This is a genomic window from Pseudomonas farris, from assembly GCF_019145235.1.
Classification (GTDB): Bacteria; Pseudomonadota; Gammaproteobacteria; order Pseudomonadales; family Pseudomonadaceae; genus Aquipseudomonas; species Aquipseudomonas farris.
In genome coordinates this window covers 473476-494797 of sequence record NZ_JAHSTV010000002.1, presented here as the reverse complement: position 1 = coordinate 494797, position 21322 = coordinate 473476, and the positions used below count along the sequence as shown (strand labels likewise).

Annotated in this window: 22 protein-coding genes and 1 pseudogene; 16 read left to right on the top strand and 7 right to left on the bottom strand. The window is 57.6% G+C overall.

Annotated elements, in window-relative coordinates; all coding sequences use genetic code 11:
* Positions 1-31: 31 nt before the first annotated feature.
* Positions 32-391 (bottom strand): hypothetical protein, encoded by a 360-nt coding sequence (locus KVG95_RS05475; RefSeq protein ID WP_217854818.1) that lies wholly within the window; start codon positions 389-391, stop codon positions 32-34.
* A gap of 210 nt (positions 392-601) precedes the next feature.
* Between KVG95_RS05475 and ku the strand changes: the two genes are divergently transcribed.
* Positions 602-1474 carry a non-homologous end joining protein Ku gene (gene ku / locus KVG95_RS05470; RefSeq protein ID WP_217854817.1) on the top strand — a complete coding sequence of 291 codons (873 nt, stop codon included), beginning with the start codon at positions 602-604 and terminating at the stop codon, positions 1472-1474.
* A 145-nt stretch (positions 1475-1619) separates the two neighbouring features.
* Here the strand turns inward: ku and lpxO are convergent, their stop codons facing one another.
* Positions 1620-2519, bottom strand: coding sequence for a lipid A hydroxylase LpxO (gene lpxO, locus KVG95_RS05465; protein WP_217854816.1), 900 nt, complete (start codon positions 2517-2519; stop codon positions 1620-1622).
* Positions 2520-2901: 382 nt separating this feature from the next.
* Between lpxO and KVG95_RS30110 the strand changes: the two genes are divergently transcribed.
* Complete coding sequence (locus KVG95_RS30110; protein ID WP_367616715.1) at positions 2902-3108, top strand: hypothetical protein; 207 nt, start codon at positions 2902-2904, stop codon at positions 3106-3108.
* 387 nt (positions 3109-3495) lie between these two features.
* Here KVG95_RS30110 and KVG95_RS05460 read toward each other — a convergent pair whose 3' ends face one another.
* Complete coding sequence (locus tag KVG95_RS05460) at positions 3496-3804, bottom strand: excalibur calcium-binding domain-containing protein (RefSeq protein ID WP_217854815.1); 309 nt, start codon at positions 3802-3804, stop codon at positions 3496-3498.
* Positions 3805-4217: 413 nt separating this feature from the next.
* On the opposite strand from KVG95_RS05460, the pseudogene KVG95_RS29700 reads away from it, so the two are divergent.
* From KVG95_RS29700 to KVG95_RS05450, 3 genes and pseudogenes are all read left to right on the top strand, one after another.
* Positions 4218-4561: pseudogene (locus KVG95_RS29700) on the top strand (hypothetical protein); the annotation flags it as partial.
* A 5-nt stretch (positions 4562-4566) separates the two neighbouring features.
* The gene (locus tag KVG95_RS05455) at positions 4567-6156 is read left to right on the top strand and encodes an ABC-F family ATPase (protein WP_123359576.1); all 1590 of its coding nucleotides are present in this window, start codon (positions 4567-4569) and stop codon (positions 6154-6156) included.
* A 312-nt stretch (positions 6157-6468) separates the two neighbouring features.
* Positions 6469-7656: an MFS transporter gene (locus KVG95_RS05450; RefSeq protein ID WP_217854814.1), complete on the top strand. Its 1188-nt coding sequence runs from the start codon at positions 6469-6471 to the stop codon at positions 7654-7656.
* A gap of 121 nt (positions 7657-7777) precedes the next feature.
* On the opposite strand, the gene KVG95_RS05445 is transcribed toward KVG95_RS05450, so the two are convergent.
* Positions 7778-8815, bottom strand: a complete 1038-nt coding sequence (locus KVG95_RS05445) for an alpha/beta hydrolase family protein (RefSeq protein WP_217854813.1) — start codon at positions 8813-8815, stop codon at positions 7778-7780.
* 169 nt (positions 8816-8984) lie between these two features.
* Positions 8985-9596, bottom strand: a complete 612-nt coding sequence (locus KVG95_RS05440; protein ID WP_217854812.1) for an FMN-dependent NADH-azoreductase — start codon at positions 9594-9596, stop codon at positions 8985-8987.
* Between the two features lie 131 nt (positions 9597-9727).
* Between KVG95_RS05440 and KVG95_RS05435 the strand changes: the two genes are divergently transcribed.
* Positions 9728-10636: a LysR substrate-binding domain-containing protein gene (locus KVG95_RS05435; protein ID WP_217854811.1), complete on the top strand. Its 909-nt coding sequence runs from the start codon at positions 9728-9730 to the stop codon at positions 10634-10636.
* Complete coding sequence (locus tag KVG95_RS05430) at positions 10633-10992, top strand: MmcQ/YjbR family DNA-binding protein (protein ID WP_095630514.1); 360 nt, start codon at positions 10633-10635, stop codon at positions 10990-10992. The genes KVG95_RS05435 and KVG95_RS05430 overlap by 4 nt, the downstream gene beginning before the upstream one ends.
* 6 nt (positions 10993-10998) lie before the next feature.
* On the opposite strand, the gene KVG95_RS05425 is transcribed toward KVG95_RS05430, so the two are convergent.
* Both KVG95_RS05425 and KVG95_RS05420 read right to left on the bottom strand, forming a co-directional pair.
* Positions 10999-11427, bottom strand: a complete 429-nt coding sequence (locus KVG95_RS05425) for a DUF1294 domain-containing protein (protein WP_217854810.1) — start codon at positions 11425-11427, stop codon at positions 10999-11001.
* Positions 11424-12254, bottom strand: a complete 831-nt coding sequence (locus KVG95_RS05420; RefSeq protein WP_030130296.1) for an undecaprenyl-diphosphate phosphatase — start codon at positions 12252-12254, stop codon at positions 11424-11426. Before KVG95_RS05420 ends, KVG95_RS05425 begins: the two co-directional genes overlap by 4 nt.
* Positions 12255-12547: 293 nt before the next feature.
* Between KVG95_RS05420 and KVG95_RS05415 the strand changes: the two genes are divergently transcribed.
* The 9 genes from KVG95_RS05415 (at position 12548) to fapF (ending at position 21305) form a co-directional block, all read left to right on the top strand.
* Positions 12548-14182 carry a methyl-accepting chemotaxis protein gene (locus KVG95_RS05415; protein WP_201060364.1) on the top strand — a complete coding sequence of 545 codons (1635 nt, stop codon included), beginning with the start codon at positions 12548-12550 and terminating at the stop codon, positions 14180-14182.
* A 231-nt stretch (positions 14183-14413) separates the two neighbouring features.
* The gene (gene pnuC / locus KVG95_RS05410; RefSeq protein ID WP_217854809.1) at positions 14414-14977 is read left to right on the top strand and encodes a nicotinamide riboside transporter PnuC; all 564 of its coding nucleotides are present in this window, start codon (positions 14414-14416) and stop codon (positions 14975-14977) included.
* Complete coding sequence (locus KVG95_RS05405; protein WP_217854958.1) at positions 14974-15498, top strand: AAA family ATPase; 525 nt, start codon at positions 14974-14976, stop codon at positions 15496-15498. The genes pnuC and KVG95_RS05405 overlap by 4 nt, the downstream gene beginning before the upstream one ends.
* A gap of 492 nt (positions 15499-15990) precedes the next feature.
* Positions 15991-16428 (top strand): functional amyloid chaperone FapA, encoded by a 438-nt coding sequence (gene fapA / locus KVG95_RS05400; RefSeq protein ID WP_217854808.1) that lies wholly within the window; start codon positions 15991-15993, stop codon positions 16426-16428.
* Position 16429: 1 nt separating this feature from the next.
* Positions 16430-17014 carry a fibril amyloid subunit FapB gene (fapB, locus tag KVG95_RS05395; RefSeq protein ID WP_217854807.1) on the top strand — a complete coding sequence of 195 codons (585 nt, stop codon included), beginning with the start codon at positions 16430-16432 and terminating at the stop codon, positions 17012-17014.
* 37 nt (positions 17015-17051) lie between these two features.
* Positions 17052-18464 carry an amyloid-like fimbrin subunit FapC gene (fapC, locus tag KVG95_RS05390; protein WP_217854806.1) on the top strand — a complete coding sequence of 471 codons (1413 nt, stop codon included), beginning with the start codon at positions 17052-17054 and terminating at the stop codon, positions 18462-18464.
* Between the two features lie 62 nt (positions 18465-18526).
* Complete coding sequence (gene fapD, locus KVG95_RS05385) at positions 18527-19207, top strand: fibril amyloid maturation endopeptidase FapD (RefSeq protein ID WP_052963381.1); 681 nt, start codon at positions 18527-18529, stop codon at positions 19205-19207.
* A gap of 32 nt (positions 19208-19239) precedes the next feature.
* Positions 19240-19977 (top strand): fibril amyloid subunit FapE, encoded by a 738-nt coding sequence (fapE, locus tag KVG95_RS05380; RefSeq protein ID WP_048397715.1) that lies wholly within the window; start codon positions 19240-19242, stop codon positions 19975-19977.
* A gap of 47 nt (positions 19978-20024) precedes the next feature.
* A complete protein-coding gene (fapF, locus tag KVG95_RS05375) occupies positions 20025-21305 on the top strand; it encodes a fibril amyloid transporter FapF (RefSeq protein ID WP_217854805.1) in 1281 nt (426 codons plus the stop codon).
* The last annotated feature ends 17 nt before the right edge of the window (positions 21306-21322 follow it).

Below are 21322 nucleotides of genomic sequence, written 5' to 3'. Positions count from 1 at the left end.
AAAATGGCTGGCAAGACCTCTGTCCTGCCGTTCAACGGTAGTTGCGGTTCGAGTCCCGGGGTGGTGGATTGGGAATGAACTTCGGTTGGCTGGTGGGAGCCGGTCGATCTAGCGGATAGCGGTTGCCGATCCCACCGTTATCCAGCGTTGGCGGTCGTGGCACAGGCACCGTGTTTGGGCCGCGAATCACCGGGATGCTCGGCTGGGTGCCTTGCATGCTGTTGGGATTGGCCCGGCGAATCGGGCTGTTGTAGGGATTGTTGTTGGTGCTACCCGGCAGGTTCTGCGCCAGCAGCAAGGGCGAGGACGGCGATGCGGCGTCTGCCAGCGCCACAGGGCTTAGCACGCCACTCAATGCCATCGCGATAGCGCCGAGCACACATCGGTTCATGAGGACCTCTCTAAATGAGCGTGCCACGCTTCATGGATGAATAACGCCACGCTACGCCCAGGGTTCGGATTTGTTAACTAAAACCTCCTCCACAAGATGTAACACGAGTTAACCGCACCGCCGATCCGCCCGCAGGACCGGGCCGCCGCCAACTGAAACTTTTGCCCTTGGCCACAGGTCACCAGAACATCAATCGACGAGATCACGACGATGGCACGGGCAATCTGGAAAGGCGCAATCAGTTTCGGTCTGGTGCACATCCCCGTGGCGCTGGTTTCGGCGACGTCTTCGCGCGGGATCGATTTCAACTGGCTCGACCGCCGCAGCATGGACCCGGTCGGCTATAAGCGCATCAACAAGGTCACCGGCAAGGAAGTCACCCAAGAGCACATCGTCAAAGGGATCGAGTACGAAAAGGGACGTTACGTGGTGCTCAGTGAAGAGGAGATTCGCTCGGCTCACCCACTGTCGACCCAAACCATCGACATTTTTGCCTTTGTCGGCAGCGAGCAAATCCCCCTGCAAAACATCGACACGCCCTACTACCTGGCGCCGGACAAACGCGGCGGCAAGGTCTATGCGCTGTTGCGCGAAACCCTGAGCAAAACCGACAAGGTCGCCCTGGCCCGCGTGGTGTTGCATTCGCGCCAGCACTTGGCGGCCCTCATGCCGCTGGAATCAGCCATGGTGCTGGTGATGCTGCGCTGGCCCGCCGAAGTGCGCAGCCTTGATCAACTGGAACTGGGCAGTGAAGTGACCAAGCCGGATTTGGCCAAAGGTGAGCTGGAGATGGCCAAACGGCTGGTGGAGGACATGAGTGCCGACTGGACACCCGAGGAGTACCGCGACAGCTTCGAAGACAAGATCATGGCGCTGGTCGAGAAGAAAGCGAATGAAGGCAAGATCGAAGATGTCGAAACCGTTACTGGTGAAGAGGAGCGCAAGACGGCGGATGTTATCGATCTGACCGAACTGCTCAAACGTAGTCTTGGTGGCAAGGGTGGCGGTAAAGCGGCCAGTAAACCGGCTAGCAAAACCAAATCTACTGTGGAGAAAAAACCCACGAAACGGTCGAGCGGCTGACCTCCTGGGACACCCACAAGTTTTGCAGTGAAAATACTGGCCTCTTCGCGAGCAAGCCCGCTCCCACATTGGTCCTGTGAACGACACAGATCCAATGTGGGAGCGGGCTTGCTCGCGAAGGCGTCTTACGCCTCAATACCAAAACTCAGATCAAAACAAAAATCGCCAACAACCCACCAAAAATCGCCCACTTCTCCAGGTAGTAGCGAGTGCGGTTCCGCTTCTTGAGCGCTTTGCCGCGCAGGCGAATCTTGTAGATTTTGGCGAACAAGCGGTTGATACCACCGACCTTGTCGCCGGCATCGTTCGGCGCGCCCGCCGCCGCCATCACCGTTCGGCTGAACCAGCGGTTGAACGCCGTCGCCCAGCGATACTTCATCGGCCGCTCAATGTCACAGAACAGGATGATGCGGTTTTGCGCAGTGGTGTTTTCGGCGTAATGAATGAAGGTCTCATCGAACATCACCGCTTCGCCGTCGCGCCAATGGTAGTTCTCACCGTCGACGTTAATGTAGCAACCGGCATCGTTCGGCGTTTCAAGCCCCAAGTGATAACGGTACGAACCGGCATACGGATCGCGGTGACGGACCAGTTTCGAACCCGGTGGCAGTTCGGCGAACATCGCGGCCTTGATCGAGCCGATGCTTTGCACCAGTTCAGTCGTGCGCGGACAGAGCTTTGCGGCCGACGGGTGACTGTCGCCGTACCATTTGAGATAGAAACGTTTCCAGCCACTTTTGAAGAACGAGTTGAAACCAACGTCGTCGTACTGATTCGAACGCTTGATCTCCCCGGCCTTGAGCAGATTCTGGCCTTCGGCTCGAATCTCTTCCCAATGAGCCTGCAAAGGGCTCAAGTCGGGAAAGTCTGCGGGATTGAGATAAGGCTTATTGGGCGTTTTCGAAAACAGATAAAGGAAGCAATTGATCGGCGCCAGAAACGTCGAGTGGTCGCTCAGTTGACGGCCTAATTTGTGGCGCACCTTACCGCGCAAGTGAACATACGCGATGGAGATGACATAAATAGCGGCAATGATAAGTTTCACGAAAATCGTCACACGTCAGAGATGAACAAACTGCGTCCCGATGGCGCGTTCTTGAGCCATACCGGCGGTCCGCATGGGGTCGAAAGATGGCATTTTAGCCACACTTTGTAATTAATAGTTAACCTTCAACTGTGAAAATGTGTCCACGTTATTGTTAGCGCGGTACGGCCTTAATGCGAACCGCTCTCCCGATAGTAGCCTCCTGCCATACCACCATCCGTCGCCTATGTAAACACGACACTCAATACGGGGCCCTGTCTGGCTTAGGCTTTGCAAAGCCCGGACCTAGCAGCCCCAGAGCGACGTAATTCTGACGCGGCGGCAATTAAATTAACGCTTAGGACTCCAGCGATACGCTTGGTCAGTCACCGGGAGATGTAACGTGTCAACTCTCAATGAAATCGCAGCGAACCACGCGAGAATGGCTAAGGCAAAGGAAGAAGCGTCGACCGGACTGAATGAGCGACACCTTCAAATAGTGGGAAGTTTCGAAATCCCATCTATCGATGAACAACAACACATGCCACTGCACCTCATTACTGGAGGGCAGGACAACCATCTCGGTCAAGCCGCTGGGTACTTGCTCTGAGTCTCGACCTGGTCAGTCGCCGGCTTGTCGCACGCCTTTCAACGTGCGGCAAAGCCAGACTTTCAACCGCTGCCAGTAAGTTGTTTACAGTGGGCAGATAGCGACAACTTTATAGTCACTGCCTGGAGAGGTGATCTGCACGGTCCCGCCTTGCGCAAAAACCATGTCGTGATTCTTGATCAAACTCGTTTATTCCCCTTTGCCCAGCCGACCACCATTAAACCCAGGCCGGGAATCCATAGACCAGGCGCAGTGATAGCGAGACCGCAGATAGCCATTGGGAGCCCAGTCAGAAAAATCGGGTTTCGAAACGCCTTATCCATAGCACTCTCTCCTTTAAGAATTTCTCTCATTAAACCACTAAGCCTGTTGCTGAGCGGCAAATAGTCATTGGCACCACTGCGACTCACAGGGGATTGCGTCGTTGTCCCCGTCCATTTTCATTCCTGGGCAATGTTGCAGAAAGTTTTTGGCCTCTGCGCACGAGGTCATCTGCGAACAATATTTTCGCCCATCACATTTGAATGGCGCTGAAACAGGCTTCGGCGCAGTCACGACTATAGAGACTTTTTTTGAGACTTCTTTTTTAGAGACTTCTTTGGGATTCGATAGTTGAGCTGCAGCCCAGGACTGTAGTTCAGGGGAAAGCTTCCAAGCCAACAGACCAACAACAAGCATCACCAAAATCAGTTTCATTTTGATCCCATCCATGATGAGAGACTGTTTGCGTTCTCACATTGCCTGCTTTCCAGCGTAACCCATTAATCCACCATAGCCTGCCGGGGGGAATGGCGGGCGAGGAACGTCTTGGGTGAGAAACCAGGGAGAGTATCTGCGAGCCGCTATCGATCAGGTGATGGTCAGCGGTGATGACAACTAAACGCCAGCGCGCCCGGAAATCCGGCCCCTGACGAAGAAGAACAGACCCTTCCCCACCTTCTGCTGTTACGCATGGCATGGAGAGACGAGTCTGAATGGGTGCCCACCCTGACCAAGTGCTGGCCATTCAGTAATCCATCTGAAACACACGAGGCCGGGCAAGCGGTGCTGACTTTACCCAGAGCCACGCCAAGTGTCCCGAACACAACACTGAACAAAAATAACATTGAGGTGCCACCAAGGAGCTCCCCTACGTTTGCCCGCCCTCAGGATGAGCCAACCCGTCAGACAGACGCCGGTTCTACACAAACCAGGGCCCAGCCGTGAAGAAGCGAGCGACACGTTATCGCCCACCGTACAACTGCCGTCACACTTATGCGACAATATGCACAATGTCTGGCATGAATCCCGCCTTTTTGCCCAACAGCTTGGACACAGCGTCCAGATGCTGCTCTCGACTTATGCGCGCTGGTTGAACTCTAGCGGTGACTGGGAAGAGATGGAGAGAAACTCCAGAACGTCCCAGGTATGGCCCAAGCGCCAAATGCGCAGCTCGCAACCCATTGATAGGTAAAGTAATTGATCTCCACAGCTAACATCACGATGCAGTTCGGCGCCAAGCCGCTATTCGAAAACGTTTCGGTCAAATTCGGCGCCGGTAACCGTTACGGCCTGATCGGCGCCAATGGTTGCGGCAAGTCGACCTTCATGAAAATCCTCGGTGGTGACCTCGAGCCGTCCGGCGGCCAGGTCATGCTCGAGCCGAACGTGCGTCTGGGTAAACTCCGCCAGGACCAGTTCGCCTACGAAGAATTTACCGTGATCGACACCGTGATCATGGGTCACGAAGAGCTGTGGAAGGTAAAGGCCGAGCGCGACCGCATCTACTCGCTGCCGGAAATGACCGAAGAAGACGGCATGGCCGTGGCCGAGCTGGAAACCGAATTCGCCGAAATGGACGGCTACACCGCCGAATCCCGTGCCGGCGAGCTGTTGCTGGGCCTGGGTATCGGCATCGAGCAGCACTTCGGCCCGATGAGCGAAGTGTCCCCAGGCTGGAAGCTGCGCGTATTGCTGGCGCAGGCACTGTTCTCCGATCCTGAAGTGCTGTTGCTTGACGAACCGACCAACCACCTGGACATCAACACCATCCGCTGGCTGGAAAACATTCTGACCCAGCGCTCCAGCCTGATGATCATCATCTCCCACGACCGTCACTTCCTGAACAGCGTGTGCACCCACATGGCTGACCTGGACTACGGCGAGCTGCGCCTGTTCCCGGGCAACTACGACGAGTACATGACCGTGGCGACCCAGTCCCGCGAGCAACTGCTGTCGGACAACGCCAAGAAGAAAGCGCAGATTTCCGAGCTGCAATCGTTCGTCAGCCGCTTCTCGGCCAACGCCTCGAAAGCCAAGCAAGCGACCTCCCGTGCCAAGGCGATCGACAAGATCCAGCTGGCCGAAGTCAAGCCTTCTAGCCGTGTGAGCCCGTTCATCCGTTTCGAACAAACCAAGAAGCTGCATCGTCAGGCGGTCATCGTCGAGCGCATGGCCAAAGGCTTCGACGGCAAGCCGCTGTTCAAGGACTTCAGCTTCCAGGTTGAAGCCGGCGAGCGCGTGGCGATCATCGGCCCGAACGGTATTGGTAAAACCACCCTGCTGCGCACCCTGGTCAACGAACTGACCCCGGATGCCGGTACTGTGAAGTGGACCGATGCCGCGGAATTGGGCTACTACGCCCAGGACCACGCTCACGACTTCGAAGACGACTGCAACCTGTTCGACTGGATGGGCCAATGGACCCAAGGTGGCGAGCAAATCGTTCGCGGCACCCTCGGTCGCATGCTGTTCTCCAACGACGAGATCCTCAAGTCGGTCAAGGTCATCTCCGGTGGTGAGCAAGGTCGCATGCTGTTCGGCAAGCTGATCCTGCAAAAGCCGAACGTGCTGATCATGGACGAACCGACCAACCACTTGGACATGGAATCCATCGAGGCGCTGAACCTGGCGCTGGAGAACTACCCGGGCACGCTGATCTTCGTCAGCCACGACCGTGAGTTCGTATCGTCCCTGGCCACCCGCATCATCGAGTTGAGCGCCGATGGCGTGATCGACTTCAGCGGCACCTATGACGACTACCTGCGTAGTCAGGGTGTTTTGATGTAAGACAGCAGCAAGCTTCAAGTGAAAAGCCCTGTCCTGGTGACGGGGCTTTTTGCATTTCAGGGTCGAGGAAGTTTGTGGTGCTGAAACCTTCGCGAGCAAGCCCGCTCCCACAGTGGATCTCCAGTGGCTATCACTCTTCTGCACGCAACCGATCCAGTGTGGGAGCGGGCTTGCTCGCGAAGAGGCCATCGCTGACACCGCAAAAGTGAGGTTCCAGCCTGATTTTCAATCCACATAGTTAGCCTGCTTCCTTTTATTCCCCACCCACGCCATGATGCAGTTCTCCTACCGCCGCCCGCGAACGAGCTCTTCATGTCTGTGCAGCAACTGCCCCCGCAAAGCTCAATGGCGATCACCCTGCAGATCGTCTCCATCGTTTTCTATACCTTTATTGCCTTCCTCTGTATTGGCCTGCCGATTGCGGTGTTGCCGGGGTATGTCCATGAACAGTTGGGGTTCAGCGCCATCGTGGCGGGGCTGACCATTGGTTCTCAGTACTTGGCCACCCTGCTCAGTCGGCCCATGGCCGGGCGCATGTCGGACAGCATCGGCACCAAACGGGCGATTGTTTACGGGTTGTCGGGGATTGCATTGAGCGGCGTGCTGACATTGCTGTCGACCCTGCTGCAAAGTGTGCCGTTGTTGAGCCTGATCATCCTGATCGCTGGCCGCTTGTTGCTGGGCATCGCTCAAGGGTTGATCGGGGTCGGCACGATCAGTTGGTGCATGGGCCAGGTCGGTGCCGAGCATACGGCGCGTTCGATTTCCTGGAACGGCATCGCCTCATACGGCGCCATCGCCATCGGCGCGCCGCTGGGCGTGGTGATGGTCGCTGAACTGGGGTTCGCCAGCCTCGGGATCGCGCTGTCGTTACTGGCCCTGCTGGCGCTGCTGTTGATCCGAAACAAACCTTCGGTACCGGTGATTCGCGGCGAGCGCCTGCCGTTCTGGGCGGTGTTCGGGCGCATAGCTCCTTTCGGTGCAAGCCTGAGCCTGGCGTCCATCGGTTACGGCACACTCACCACTTTTATTACCCTGTATTACGTCAGCCTTGGCTGGACCGGCGCGGCTTATTGCCTGACGGTATTCGGGGTCTGTTTCATTCTGGCGCGACTGCTGTTCATCTCCAGCATCAGCCGTTTCGGCGGCTTCACCTCCGCCATTGCCTGCATGACCATTGAAACCGTCGGGCTGGTCCTGCTGTGGCTGGCGCCCTCGACGGGTTATGCCTTGATCGGCGCGGGGCTGACCGGGTTCGGCCTGTCGCTGGTGTATCCGGCGCTGGGAGTGGAAGCGATCAAGCAAGTGCCCAATTCCAGTCGCGGAGCAGGTTTGAGTGCCTATGCTGTGTTTTTCGATCTGGCGCTGGCGATTGCCGGGCCGCTGATGGGCGCGGTGGCGTTGAACCTGGGGTATTCGTGGATTTTCTTTAGTGCGGCGTTGTTGTCGATAACCGGGCTCGGTTTGACCCTGCTGCTGAAACGCCGCGCAATGGTCTAAGCCTGCCGCATATCCCCTGTGGGAGCGGGCTTGCTCGCGAATGCGGTGGGTCAGACACATTAATGTCGACTGACACGCCCTCTTCGCGAGCAAGCCCGCTCCCACAAGGGTTCCGGGGACATTATTGATCCGCGGTCTGCATGCCGGCACGGGTGGGTTTGCCCAAGGCATGGGCGAAGAACCGTCCTGCTTCGGAAATCATGTTGCGATGAATGTCCTTGCGGTCGACGCCGTCGGCATCGGTGCACAGCGCCGGCATGGCGGCGATCTGTTCTTCGTTGCACGGCGCCAGGAACACGAAGTGCCCTGCCCCGGCCAGCAATTTGAAGTCCGGTGCGGTCGGCAGTTTGCGCGCAAGCGCTGCGGCGTTTTTGTCGAACGCCACCAGCTTGTCGCCATCACCGCTGTACAGCAGCACCGGCACATGCACATCGGCCAGGGTATGGCGGCCGAACTTCAGGCTCAGCGGTGCCATCAGCAACAAGGCATGCACGCGCGGGTCCGCCACTGGCTGCAAGTCATCACGATCAACGATCAGTTCGCCTTGCGTGTTGCAGGCATCGTGATCATCCGGGCGCTCATGGCAATAACGACGCAGACGATCCAGATCCGGAGTGGCACCGGACAGGATCAACGCCGTCTCACCGCCCGCCGAATAGCCAATCACCCCGACCTGCTCGGCATTGACGAAGGGCGCGAGCATCCGGTCGCTGAGTGTTGCGGTAATGGCTTCGGAAATCTGGATCGGCCGCCCATAAAGGTTGCTCAAGGTGCCGAGACGGCTGTGGTCTTTGGAGTTGTCGCCGGGATGGATCACCGCCACCACCACAAAGCCCTTGCGTGCCAATGAGGTGGCGAGGTCGTGCAGGGCCAGCGGGGTTCCGGTGTTGCCGTGGGACAGCATCAGCATCGGAAAACGTCCGATGGCGACTTTGGTGTTTTCACCCGCTTCGACCGTGTAGCCCTCGAGCGTGCTGGAATGTTCCTTTTCACTGGACGGGTAAAAGGCGATGGCGCGCATCGGCTGCAAGTCCAGCGGATCAAGGAAGGTCATCTCATGAAAACCGACGCTCCAGTGAGGATGTGGCGCAGACGCGGCGTGCACCAAACCCAGACTGCCGAGCAGGCAAATCAGTAGCGTTGCACAAAGACGCACCATGGGATGCCCCACCTTATTACCTGACCGCAGATGTTAACCCTCGACTGCATAACCTGGGCCAGAAACTGATAACCGCCAGAAACAAAAAACTCCGTACCTGGCCATCACGATGACCAGAATACAGAGTTTCAGGGGTATTGCCCGAGCTGTTTACGACTTTACGCAAGCCTTACGCGGCAGCGAACAATTGCTCGCTGATGTGCGCCTGAGCGTCGCTCATGGCTTTGGTGCGCACTTCGTCACCGTAGGCCAGGCCATGGGCGCGGACGAACTCGATGTCGGTGATGCCGAGGAAGCCGAACAGCACTTTCAAATAATCTTCGTGCGCAACACCGGTCGCTTGACCGGCATGCAGACCACCGGCTGTCGAGACGATCACGACTTTCTTGCCGCCGCACAGGCCTTCAGGGCCGGCTTCGGTGTAGCGGAAAGTCTGGCCGGCCACGGCGATGCGGTCGATCCAGGCTTTGAGTTGAGTCGGGATGGTGAAGTTGTACATCGGCGCGGCAATCACGATGGCATCGGCGGCGAGGAATTCGGCCAGAGTCGAGGCACTCAGGTCCGCTTCGTGCTGTTGCGCGGCGTTGCGCAGCTCTGCGGCGGTGCCGGCAGCGACCAGGGTGGTGGCGGAGAAATGGCTGATGGCATCGGCGGCCAGGTCGCGGTAAGTCACCACAACGCCAGGCTCGGCGGCTTGCCAGGTTTTGACGACTTCGCCGCTCAGCTGACGGGAAGCCGAGTTGTCACCCAGAATGCTCGAATCGATATGCAGTAATTTCATGTGGAGATCTCCAAGGTGAGGATCGCTACCGGGCGATCTGATGGAGACAATCCTACCGACGAAACCAATAGATGATTAGTCGGCAACAATGCGATAGTTTGTCCCACTGATAGAACAGTCGAGCTTAAACCATGCAAGATCTCAACGACCTCTACTACTTCGCCAAGGTGGTCGAAGCCGGTGGTTTCGCAGCGGCCGGGCGGTTGTTGGGGATTCCCAAGTCGCGGTTGTCGCGACGCATCGCCGAGCTGGAAGAACGCCTGGGCGCGCGTCTGCTGCAACGCACCACCCGCCAACTCAACCTGACCGCCGTGGGCGAGCGTTACTTGCGCCATTGTCAGGCGATGCTGCTGGAGGCCGAGATGGCCGACGAAGCGGTGGCCAGCATGTCCAGCGAGCCCCGAGGGCGCTTGCGAGTGTCCTGCCCCGTGGGGTTGGCTCACCAAATGCTGCCTGGGGTAATCAGTAGCTTCCTGGAGAAATTCCCTCAGGTTCAGCTGGAGGTGATGCTGCTCAACCGTCGGGTTGACCTGATCAACGAAGGCGTCGATGTCGCCTTGAGGGTGCGGGATCTGGGTGATGAAGATCCATTGCTGGTTACCCGCCGCCTGCGTCAGGCCCAAATGCTGATGGTTGCCAGCCCGGCTTTTTTGCTCGGCCGTGACATCAATCATCCCGAAGATCTGAAAAATTTGCCCGTGCTCGGCGCTCTGGAAGCCGATCGCATGGTGCACATTCGCATGCTTGATCAACAGGACAAAAGCTACGACCTGAGCCTCGAAGCGCGATTGGGCTGCGAAGATTTCATCGTGCGCAAAGCCTGCACCCTCAACGGCCAGGGCTTTACCATGCTGCCCATGATGTATTGCGAGCAAGAGCTGGAAAACGGTTCGCTGGTGCAACTGTTGCCCGACTGGTCATTGCCGGGCGGCTGGCTGCAAGCCGTCTACCCTCATCGACGCGGGGTGATGCCGGCGGTGCGGGCCTGGATCGACCATTTGATCGAATCATTCAATGTTTGCGGGGACAGACTGTTATGAAAGCGGGACGAATGAGCGAAGAGGACGTCGCGCAATACTGCCTGGCGTTGCCCGGCGCGCGGGAGGATTACAAGTGGGGTGGCGTGCGGGTGTTTTCGATTGCCGGGAACAAGATGTTCGCCTTGCAGAACCTGCGGGGACAGTCCCTGGCGTTCAAGGTCGACAAAGACCTGTTCCTGGGCCATTGCGACCGGCCAGGCATTCACCCGGCGCCGTATCTGGCCCGGGCCCAGTGGATCATCATGGAAACGCCCTACCCGCTGGGCACAGAAGAACTGCAAGGCTTGCTGCAACGTTCCCATCAATTGGTGGTGAGCAAATTGCCCAAGCGCACGCAGGTCGGCCTGCTGCTTTAAAGGGCTTTAAAGCAACGCAAACAGGTTAGCGCCCAGAAACAGCTGATCGATCCAGAACACCTGGTGCATTAGCACGATGAGCCAGAACACCAACTGAAACGAGACTTTGCGGGTCTTGTGCCGAAACGCTTGCTGGGCCAGCAAGGCACCCGGCCAACCACCCGCCAGTTCCACCGCGTGCAAGACATTCTCCGGCGTGCGCCAGCTGTCGGCGCGGGCCTTGTGCTTGTCGCTCCAGTACAGGAAAAACGCCAGCACGCTGACGATGCTGTAGGCCGCCAGGGGAATCACCGACACCCCGCGCAGCCATAGCGACACCGAGCCAAACAACGGCACTGCGCACAGCACAACGAATACCAGCAGTTTCAGCCGCAGGTTCTGAATTGCTCCCCCGGACTTGCGTCCGGCGTTGTTGCGCGCCCTGGAATCGTTCATGGCTTGACCGCTGTCCAGTCGACCCAACCGAATTGCCAGGTGGCCAGAATGACCAGACCGAACGCAATGCGATACCAGGCGAATGTCGCGTAGCTGTGACTGGCAATGAATATGAGCAAGGCCCGAACAGCAATCATCGCAAAGATAAACGCAGTGACGAAGCCAATGGCGAACACCGGAAAATCAGCCGGCACAAACAGATTGCGGTATTTGTAGCCCGAGTACACCGCCGCGCCGACCATGGTTGGCATGGCGAGGAAGAACGAGAACTCGGTGGCCGTCTTGCGCGACAACCCGAACAGCAGACCGCCAATGATCGTCGAGCCGGAACGCGAGGTCCCCGGAATCATCGCCAGGCACTGGGCAAAGCCGACTTTCAAGGCGTCTTTCCAGGTGATGTCGTCGACGCTTTCAGCATGCACTTCATGCTGACGGCGTTCGGCCCACAACATGACGATACCGCCCACGACCAATGCGGTGGCTACGGTAATCGGGTTGAACAGGTACTCGTGAATCAAGTCAGCGAAAATCACCCCCAATACCACGGCCGGCAGGAAGGCAATCAACAGGTTCGCGGTAAAGCGTCGAGCGCTGGGTTGTGTCGGCAAACCGATGACCACGTCGAAGATCTTGCGGCGAAACTCCCAGACCACCGCCAGGATTGCCCCGAGCTGAATGATGATATTGAAGGCCATGGCCCGCTCGCCCCCAAAGTTGAGCAAGTCCGCCACAATAATCTGGTGCCCGGTACTGGAAATGGGCAAGAACTCCGTCAGCCCTTCTACAACGCCTAAAATCAATGCCTGAAAGGCCGTCCAAAGATCCATCAATCCCCCAAGAAGCAATACCCCCAGGCATGCTCCGTTAATAATTTGTAGAGCGTTAACCGCAATCAACCTTAGCTGAATCCCTGCGCGCACAAGATCCACGCAGAACCGTAAAAATTGCGGGAAAAAAGACTTGGGCTCAGGTTTTTCCGTGCGGGGCCGAAATCCTATCAGAGACGCCTCATTTACGCTGCCGCGTCATAGGTCCTGAGTCGCATAGGCCCGATCGGCAAAGTGTGGTTGGATGCTGGCGATCGTTTATTACAAGAACAAGAAACCGGAGTAACAGCGTTATGAACAGCTTGCGCAGTGTGTCGATCAGCCGACGCTTGTGGCTCATCTTGATCGTGGCCGTGGTGATGCTATTGACGTTGGGCGTGTTGATGCTCAAGCAGATTCACGACGACCTCTATCAGGCCAAGGCCCAAAAGACCCAGCACGTGGTACAGACCGCCAGTGGCATCCTCACCTACTATCACGGCCTGGAAACTGCCGGCACCCTCACCCGCGACGCCGCGCAAAAGCAGGCACTGAATGCCGTGCGCGGTTTGCGCTACGACCAGAATGACTATTTCTGGATCAACGATCTGACGCCGGTCATGATCATGCACCCGACCAATCCGAAACTTGATGGCCAGAATCTCTCGGCGATCCGCGACCCCGACGGTTTCGCGCTGTTCAACGAGATGGTCGCCATCGCCAAGGCCAAGGGTGCCGGCATGGTCGATTACCGCTGGCCGAAACCGGGCGCCAGCGCGCCGGTGGAAAAAACCTCCTACGTGAAACTGTTCGAGCCTTGGGGTTGGGTGATCGGTTCGGGCGTATACATCGATGACATGCAGGCCGAGTTTTATGCTCAAGTCTGGAAGGCCTCTTTCGTGGGCCTGGTGATTGCCCTGATCATGGCGTTGCTGGTGATCATGATTGCCCGCAGCATCGTGCGCCCGCTCCAGGAAACCGTGAACGCCATGGCCAACATCGCCAGCGGTGAAAGCGACCTGACCCGCAGCCTCGATACCCACGGTCAGGACGAAGTCACGCAACTGGCCCGGCACTTCAACGCCTTTACCGCCAAACTGCGCCTGGTGATCAGTCAGCTGCAGGTGTCCGCCGGCGCGCTGGGCCAGTCCTCCAGCGAACTGGGCAACGATGCCGCGCAAGCCCAGCAACGCAGCCAGCAGCAATCCCAACAAATGGAACTGGTGGCGACCGCGATCAACGAAGTGACCTACGGCGTGCAGGATGTGGCCAAAAACGCCGAGCACGCGGCCAGCGAAATGCGCAATGCCGAGTCTCAGGCGCAACAGGGCCAAGTCAATATCGATGGCAGCCTGCAGCAGATCGACAAGCTGTCTTCGACCATCGATCAAGCCGTCGAAGTGATTCGTACCCTGGCCGCCGAAAGCACGCAAATCGGCAGCGTTCTGGAAGTGATTCGCTCCATCGCCGAGCAAACCAACCTGCTGGCCCTTAACGCCGCCATTGAAGCTGCCCGGGCCGGCGAGCAAGGTCGTGGATTTGCGGTGGTCGCCGATGAAGTGCGCCTGTTGGCCCAGCGCACCCAGAAGTCCACGGCAGAAATCCAGTCGATGATCGAACGCCTGCAAAGCCATTCCGAAGCGGCGGTCAAGGTGATTGGCGACAGCAGCCGTGCGTCGCAACTGACTATCGAACAGGCCGGGCTGGCGGGCGCCAGCCTGAATGCCATCGGCCAGGCCTTGCGCAATCTCAACGGGTTGAACGCTTCGATTGCCAGCGCGACCTTGCAACAGGCCCACGTGGTGGAAGACATCAACCAGAACGTCACCCAAGCAGCCGGGTTGTCCCACAGCACGGCACTGGCGGCCGAACAGTCGAGCGTGGCCAGCGTTCACCTCAAGGAACTGAGCGAGCAGTTGAACGGGTTGCTGAAGCAGTTTCGGGTGTAACTCCGTCCCAGCAGCCCCGCTGCCCCCTGTGGGAGCGGGCTTGCTCGCGAAAGCGGTGTATCAGCCAACATCAATATTGATTGTGCCGTCGCCTTCGCGAGCAAGCCCGCCCCCACAGGGATTGCGTGTGACCTGACTCGCATTGGCAAGCCCCCTTCCCCACTACAAGCCCATTCCCCACAATCCGGGTACAATTCGCCCCCCTCATTTTTACGACACCAAGGAACCTCCATGTCCGGGCTTGAACTGTTTGCCGCCGCCCTCGGCGTGATTGCCGTCTGGTTGACGGTCAGACAGAACCCTTGGTGCTGGCCGATCGGCCTGGTCATGGTGCTGCTGTATAGCTGGATTTTTTTTGAGGTGAAGCTGTATTCGGACATGCTGCTGCAAGTGATCTACGCCGGTTTGCAGATCTACGGCTGGTGGCAGTGGACGCAGGGGAGCGCGACTCATGGCAAGCGGCATGTCAGCTTGCTCGATGGAAAATCCATTGCGCTCGGGCTGGCCGTCGGCGCAGTCGGCAGTTTGCTGCTCGGCGCCGCGATGGCCCACTGGACCGATGCTGCCCAGCCTTGGCTCGATGCGGCGCTGACCGGGTTCAGCCTGGTGGCGCAATTATGGATGGCGCAAAAACGTCTGCAATGCTGGGCGCTGTGGATCGCGCTCGACATCATCTTTGTTGGCCTCTTCATCTACAAAGAGCTGTACCTGACTGCGGGCCTCTATGGGGCGTTCGCCCTGCTGGCGGTGCATGGCTGGCGGACATGGCGTACCGATCCGGCGTTGCGCACATGAAAGTGCTGGTGCTCACAGGACCTGAATCCAGTGGCAAGAGCTGGCTGGCCGCCGAACTGCAACAGCAATTCGGCGGTGCTCTGGTGGGTGAATACGTGCGCTGGTTCATTGAGCGGGAGGCGCGGGATACTTGCCCGGCCGATATTCCCGAAATCGCTCGCGGTCAGCTGCAATGGGAAGATGAAGCCCGCGCCCTTGGGCCGCCATTGCTGATTCTCGACACTCACTTGCTGAGCAACATGCTCTGGAGCCAGACCCTGTTTGGCGATTGCCCGACCTGGCTCGAGGAGGCGCTGCTGGCGCGGCACTATGACTTGCACTTGCTGCTGTCGCCCGAACAGGTTGACTGGACCGATGACGGTCAGCGTTGTCAGCCCGAGCTGGATGAACGCCGGGCTTTTTTCAACGCCACTCAGGCATGGCTGGAGCAACATCGACAGCCTGTTCAAGTGCTTCAGGGCGATTGGGCCGAACGCCGGATTCAGGCATTGCGAGCCGTCGCGTTACTGCTCGAGCGCTGATCTTCCTTATTACCCCCCCCAATCCATGTGGGAGCGGGCTTGCTCGCGAAGACGGCGGCACAGTCAATATTGATGTCGCCTGACACACCGCTTTCGCGAGCAAGCCCGCTCCCACATTGGATTGCGTTGAGCTGACGGGCACTGGTCAGATACCCCAGTATTTGTTGCAGAATTTTTGCAAATACGTCCGTTTCTGAAACACGCATCCCCTCTCAAACAGCCCGTTTCAACGCTGGTCATCGTCTTGTCATGCGATGTGTTAAGGCGTCGATACATCCCCGCACAAAGCTTGGATCCAGAGTGTTTGCGATCCCTTTATCACTTTGCGACCCGGCGGTTGTCTCAGGCCTGAAACAGCACCCTCCATCGATCCACTAACCTTGATCGATAACCCTCTGAATCAAAACAATAATCAAAAACCGGCACAGCTTTCGCTCACTCCTTCACAACGCTGATTCAGGACCAGCCCACAACAAAGAAGGAATTGCCGCCGTGGGGACATTTGATAACCGCATCTACAGCCTCCTATTGATCGGATGCGCACTGGGCTCAAGTGTCAGCCTGCCCGTACAGGCCGACAATGGCATCATTATTATCAAACGTGATGTCCAACCGCGCATGGCAACGCGTGCGCCGGTGATGCCCGACCCTAGCCCCACGACCGCCAATGCCAACCCGTCCAAACAAGTCCTCAGGCAAACGAACGAGTTGAGCGATGGCGACTTTGCCAACGTCGCCAGTGGTGCAGGCATCTCCCGCCTGGTCACTCAAAACACCAACAACCTGGGCGGCAACCTCACCAATCAGACCCAGCTTTCCAACCTCCCCGCTGGGCGTTCGGGCAATTCGGGCAACGGTATTGCCAACATGGTCAATTCCAACATCCAGCAAGGCCTGGGTGCTCTGAAAGTCGTAACGGGAGACCGTTAAGATGAATCGTACGCTGCTGATGATTGCCATGTTTTGCAGTGCATCGACCTTTGCCCAACCTCCCGTCATCAATAACGCTGAAATCGACGCTTCGGGCATGCAGTACCAGGGCAACCTCACCGTCAACCAGGCTGCCGGCGATTTGCAGCAACAGGCCAACGCCCGAGCCATCGCCGTTGGCCATGGAGCCAGCGCGACCACGCAGATTCGCCAACGGCTGCGTACGCAGGTCGACCCCAGGATCGATGCTCGATCCAGCATTCAAGGCGACTCCTTCAGCAACGGCAGTGGCGCTCTGGGCGTCAACCAGAGCGCGGGCGCCAGCAACCAGCAAGCCAATGCCCTGCGGATAAGCATCAGTACACAGCCGCAAAGTATCGACGACAGCGTCCTCATGCAGCAGAACGTGGCGCTGATCAACAACTCCGATCCAACTGACTCTGCACCAGGCAATCGCCAGGTCGCTACCAGCGATCAGGCCTTCACCGGTAGCCGTGGGGTGATCCAGTTGAATCAGAGCTCCGGGGTGGGAAACCGAACGGCCAACACCCTGAGCGTACGGGTCATGATTGACCCAAACAGGTAGAAACAACACTTAACCTAAATAAGTACGGAGAATCACCATGAAACCTTCGATGGCACTCAAGCCTCTGGTTTTCGCAATTGCTGCGGTCATGGCTGTTGCTGTACAAGCTGGGCAGAACGATTGGCGTAACAACCACCACAATGGCCATCACACCCCTCCTCCAACAAAGATCCCTGTCTATGCGACGGCCAATGCGTGGGATAACCAGAGCAGTACCGACAACCGCATCCGTAACGAAGGGACGATTAACGAAGCTGAAATGAACAGCTCTGCCACAGGTGCCAGCGGCAACGTCGGCGTCAACGTGGCAGCAGGTAGCGGCAACCAACAAGACAACGCGTCCGCCATCGCCAATGCTGCCTCAAACTCCAGTCAGGACAACAGCTTCGTGTTCGGCACTGCCACAGCCACCGCCGACGTCACGCAATACAGCGACAATAACAGGGTCAACAACTTCGGCAGCACAGCCTCTGCCGTGATGAACGGATCGGGTAATGGCGGCAGCGGTAACATGGGTATCAACATTGCTGGCGGCGACCTTAACCAGCAGAAAAACACCATGGCAATTGCCAACACCAATGCCCCGCTCGGCAACGCAACAGCCACCGCCTCTGCCGATCAACAAGGTCCTGGCCTGGTAGTGAATAACAACGCCGATCGGACGTACCGCCTGGATACAATGACAGTTACCAACTCGGCCAGCGGTAGTTTCTCTCGCGATAAGTCATCCGAGGCTAGCGGCAGTAAAAGCGCTTCTTCAAGCTGGGACGCGAGCGGTTCCAGGAGCTTTGATGCCAGCGGTTCCAAAAGCGTTGATATAAGTGGTTCTCGCAGTAGTAATGCGAGCGGCTCTAACAGCAGTGATGCGAGCGGTTCAAGCAGCAGTAATGCGAGCGGTTCTTCGAGTGCTTCTTTGAGTGCTTCCTTGAGCGCTACTTTAGACGCTACTGCGGCGGCTTCCAGTTCCCGTACCTTCAATAATGGCAATGGCGATCGCACCCGCAGCAGGACTGCCGACGCATCGCTTAACGCATCGATTGACGCAACGCTTGACGCATCGAGAGACAGCTCGTACGACAGATCGCGCGACTCTTCGTACGACAGATCACGCGACTCCTCGTACGACAGATCGCGCGATTCCTCGTACGATTCCTCGTACGATAAATCATATGAGAAATCGTCCGCATCCTCGTACGAAAAATCGGGCAGTAAATCGTCCGAGTCTGCGTACGACAAAGCGAAAAGCTACAGTGAAAGCAGCTCATATGATTTGAGCAACACCTACTCCTATCAAGTGCTGACTCCAACTGGCTGGGCCAACCCTGTGACCAACACTGCAACCCTGAACGGTTCGGTGAATGGTGGCAGTGGCAACCTGGGCGTCAACGTGGCTGCTGGCGTGGGTAACCAACAAAGTAACTCGCTGGCCATTTCCAACAACTCGTTCTAATTGCTGTCTCTGGAGGCCCCCTGACGGGGGCCTGTTTCAACACCACCAGAAGGCGTCTTTTCATGCGCATTATCGTCTTGGCATTTTTGCTTTGCGTGGCCAGTGTGATTGAGGCTGCGCAAATGCCGCTTTCCGTCCTGCCCGGTGGCGCGGTGGTGTACAAGCCGATCCAGAGCGTACGCGAGCGTAAATTTGCCGACCTGGTGCAACAGAAAACCGACTTCAGTTGCGGCGCAGCTGCGCTGGCGACCATCTTGCGCCAAGCCTATTGGCTGGACGTGAATGAAGAACAGATCATCGAAGGCATGCTGGCGCACTCTGATCAAGATCTTGTCCGCGTCCAAGGCTTCTCAATGCTCGACATGAAGCGTTACGTGGAAAGTATCGGCATGCGGGCCCGTGGCTATCGGGTAGCCCCGGAAACGTTGAGCGAAATCAGAATTCCGGTTGTGGTACTCCTTGATATCCGCGGCTACAAACATTTTGTGGTCATGCAAAAAGTCCATAAGGGCTGGGTCTATATCGGAGATCCGGTACTCGGTCATAAACGCTACAAAGTCGACGACTTTGTAAAAGGCTGGAACGGCATCATCTTTGCCGTCATCGGCCAGGGCTACGACAAAACCAATGCGTTGCTCGACCCACCCCTGCCACTGACCGCCAAGAACCGCATCAATACCTTCACTCCGGTGCGAGACGCAGAGTTGATGGATTTCGGATTCATCCAAAGCGACTTCTTCTAATAACAAGGAGCACGACGCTCCGGGAGCATCCAATGAAGACTCCAATCTGGCTGGTCGTGGTTTGCCTGGCCGCCAGCCTGCCGACCCAGGCACAGACGTTCAAACCCATTGAACTGAAGGATCAGGAGTTGGCGACCCTGCGCGGCCGCTATGTCATGCCGGGGCGGATCATCAGTTTCGGCATTGTCATGACCAGCACTTGGCAAAATGCCAACGGTGAAGTGATCGGGGCAACTTCCTCGATGCAAATTCAACAATCGACCATCAAGCCTCAGTTCTATGTGTCGATGATCGACGAAAAAGGTAATGGCTCAGCGCGTTCGCAAGGCACCGGTACCGTCACTGGCGGCAGCGGCCTCAACAGCACCGAAGGCGTCACTCAAGTCGTGCGTGCTGCCGGGGACCATAACTCTGCCTACAACAACGTTTACATCAACGTCACAAAGGCTAGCCAAGCGCCAGCAACGCAACAGCAGGGCCAAGCGTTGGCCGCAGGCTCGACGTTGGTCGGCGCCAATGGCGCAGGCTCGTTGAGCGTTGCCTCGACCGGTACGGGTGTGCAACTCAATATCGTGGCCAACAACAACCAAGGCAGTACCGTACAACGCCTGGCCCAGGGTGGGCTGATGCAGAACACGACTTTGCTCGGCGGTGGTAACCAGGTCAACAACCTCACATCCTTCAATGTCGTGCTGCGTGACAACGCGACAACCGGGTCGCTGAACGGCAACCTGGACCAGCTCAAAGGTCTTCGCACCCAAGGATTCTGATCTACGCTCAGTCTCATCCGATGTAGTCAGAAATGGACGGCTAACCCATGCACCGATCGTTGACGTTCAGAGCTATCGTTTGTTTGACTAGCCTGGCCCCGACAACACTGCTGCACGCAGCAACGGACCCCCAGGTCGAAGCACTAAAACAAGAACTCATGGAGTTGAAACAGCGTTACGAAGTACAACAGAACGCGCTGATGGTACTCGAGCAACGCGTTCGCCAAGTCGAAGAAGCACCTGCGACACCTGCTCCCAAACGCCTGACCAAATCCCCCGCGGAAACGCCCAGGAGTGGCCAGACGGTGGCCGCCGGTGCGCCAGGAACCACGGGCAGTTCATACGGCCAATCGCTCCAAGAGGATTCGGAGCCTGCGCAAAGCGTTTCCAACCTGTATGACGAAGCCAGCGGCTTCTTCGGTGGCGGCAAGTTCAGCGTCGAAACCGGCCTGACCTATACGCACTACGATACCCGTGCATTGGTACTCAATGGCTTCCTGGCACTGGACGCGATTTTCCTCGGCAACATCAACCTCGACCGTATCAAGGCGGATAACTGGACCCTGGACCTGACCGCCCGCTACAACGTGGCACAACGTTGGCAGTTCGACATTAACGTCCCCGTGGTTTATCGCGAATCAACGTATTCCTCCGGTGGCGCCGGGGGCGCAGGCCCGGTGACGTCGGACGCAACCGTAACCCGCGACCCGACCATCGGCGATGTGAACTTTGGCGTTGCCTACAAGTTTCTGGATGAGTCGGCCAATCTTCCCGACGCGGTCTTTACACTGCGCGTCAAGGCGCCGACCGGTAAGGACCCTTACGGCATCAAGCTGGTCAATGACCCGAACAACGATAACCTCTCGGTACCCGAGGACTTGCCTACCGGCAATGGTGTCTGGTCGATCACCCCGGGCCTTTCGCTAGTCAAGAGCTTCGACCCGGCCGTGCTGTTCGGCAGCCTGGCCTACACCTACAACATGGAAGACTCTTTCAGCGACATCAGCCCTCAGGTCAACTCCAAGGTGCCCGGGGACGTGAAACTGGGCGATTCCTGGCAGGTCGGCGCCGGCATTGCATTCGCCTTGAACGAGAAGATGAGTATGTCGTTCTCGTTCACCGATCAATTCGCCCGCAAGAGCAAGATCAAGCCGGACGGTGGCGATTGGCAATCGATTTCCAACAGCGATTACAACTCGGCCAACTTCAACATCGGCATGACCCTGGCAGCAACCGATAACCTGACGATCGTTCCCAACCTGGCCATCGGGCTGACCGACGACTCGCCAGACTTTTCCTTCAGCCTGAAATTCCCGTACTACTTCTAACCGTTTCATCCCAATGG

What these genes read in the sequence shown, in the direction of transcription:
- KVG95_RS05405 (WP_217854958.1), top strand. Translation starts at nt 14,974, where the DNA reads ATGAAAGTGCTGGTGCTCACAGGACCTGAATCCAGTGGCAAGAGCTGG.
- KVG95_RS05445 (WP_217854813.1), bottom strand. Translation starts at nt 8,815, where the DNA reads ATGGTGCGTCTTTGTGCAACGCTACTGATTTGCCTGCTCGGCAGTCTG.
- fapB (WP_217854807.1), top strand. Translation starts at nt 16,430, where the DNA reads ATGAATCGTACGCTGCTGATGATTGCCATGTTTTGCAGTGCATCGACC.
- KVG95_RS05450 (WP_217854814.1), top strand. Translation starts at nt 6,469, where the DNA reads ATGTCTGTGCAGCAACTGCCCCCGCAAAGCTCAATGGCGATCACCCTG.
- ku (WP_217854817.1), top strand. Translation starts at nt 602, where the DNA reads ATGGCACGGGCAATCTGGAAAGGCGCAATCAGTTTCGGTCTGGTGCAC.
- KVG95_RS05415 (WP_201060364.1), top strand. Translation starts at nt 12,548, where the DNA reads ATGAACAGCTTGCGCAGTGTGTCGATCAGCCGACGCTTGTGGCTCATC.
- fapE (WP_048397715.1), top strand. Translation starts at nt 19,240, where the DNA reads ATGAAGACTCCAATCTGGCTGGTCGTGGTTTGCCTGGCCGCCAGCCTG.
- KVG95_RS05425 (WP_217854810.1), bottom strand. Translation starts at nt 11,427, where the DNA reads ATGAACGATTCCAGGGCGCGCAACAACGCCGGACGCAAGTCCGGGGGA.
- KVG95_RS05420 (WP_030130296.1), bottom strand. Translation starts at nt 12,254, where the DNA reads ATGGATCTTTGGACGGCCTTTCAGGCATTGATTTTAGGCGTTGTAGAA.
- KVG95_RS05435 (WP_217854811.1), top strand. Translation starts at nt 9,728, where the DNA reads ATGCAAGATCTCAACGACCTCTACTACTTCGCCAAGGTGGTCGAAGCC.
- KVG95_RS05460 (WP_217854815.1), bottom strand. Translation starts at nt 3,804, where the DNA reads ATGAAACTGATTTTGGTGATGCTTGTTGTTGGTCTGTTGGCTTGGAAG.
- pnuC (WP_217854809.1), top strand. Translation starts at nt 14,414, where the DNA reads ATGTCCGGGCTTGAACTGTTTGCCGCCGCCCTCGGCGTGATTGCCGTC.
- fapC (WP_217854806.1), top strand. Translation starts at nt 17,052, where the DNA reads ATGAAACCTTCGATGGCACTCAAGCCTCTGGTTTTCGCAATTGCTGCG.
- KVG95_RS05440 (WP_217854812.1), bottom strand. Translation starts at nt 9,596, where the DNA reads ATGAAATTACTGCATATCGATTCGAGCATTCTGGGTGACAACTCGGCT.
- fapD (WP_052963381.1), top strand. Translation starts at nt 18,527, where the DNA reads ATGCGCATTATCGTCTTGGCATTTTTGCTTTGCGTGGCCAGTGTGATT.
- KVG95_RS05430 (WP_095630514.1), top strand. Translation starts at nt 10,633, where the DNA reads ATGAAAGCGGGACGAATGAGCGAAGAGGACGTCGCGCAATACTGCCTG.
- KVG95_RS05475 (WP_217854818.1), bottom strand. Translation starts at nt 391, where the DNA reads ATGAACCGATGTGTGCTCGGCGCTATCGCGATGGCATTGAGTGGCGTG.
- fapF (WP_217854805.1), top strand. Translation starts at nt 20,025, where the DNA reads ATGCACCGATCGTTGACGTTCAGAGCTATCGTTTGTTTGACTAGCCTG.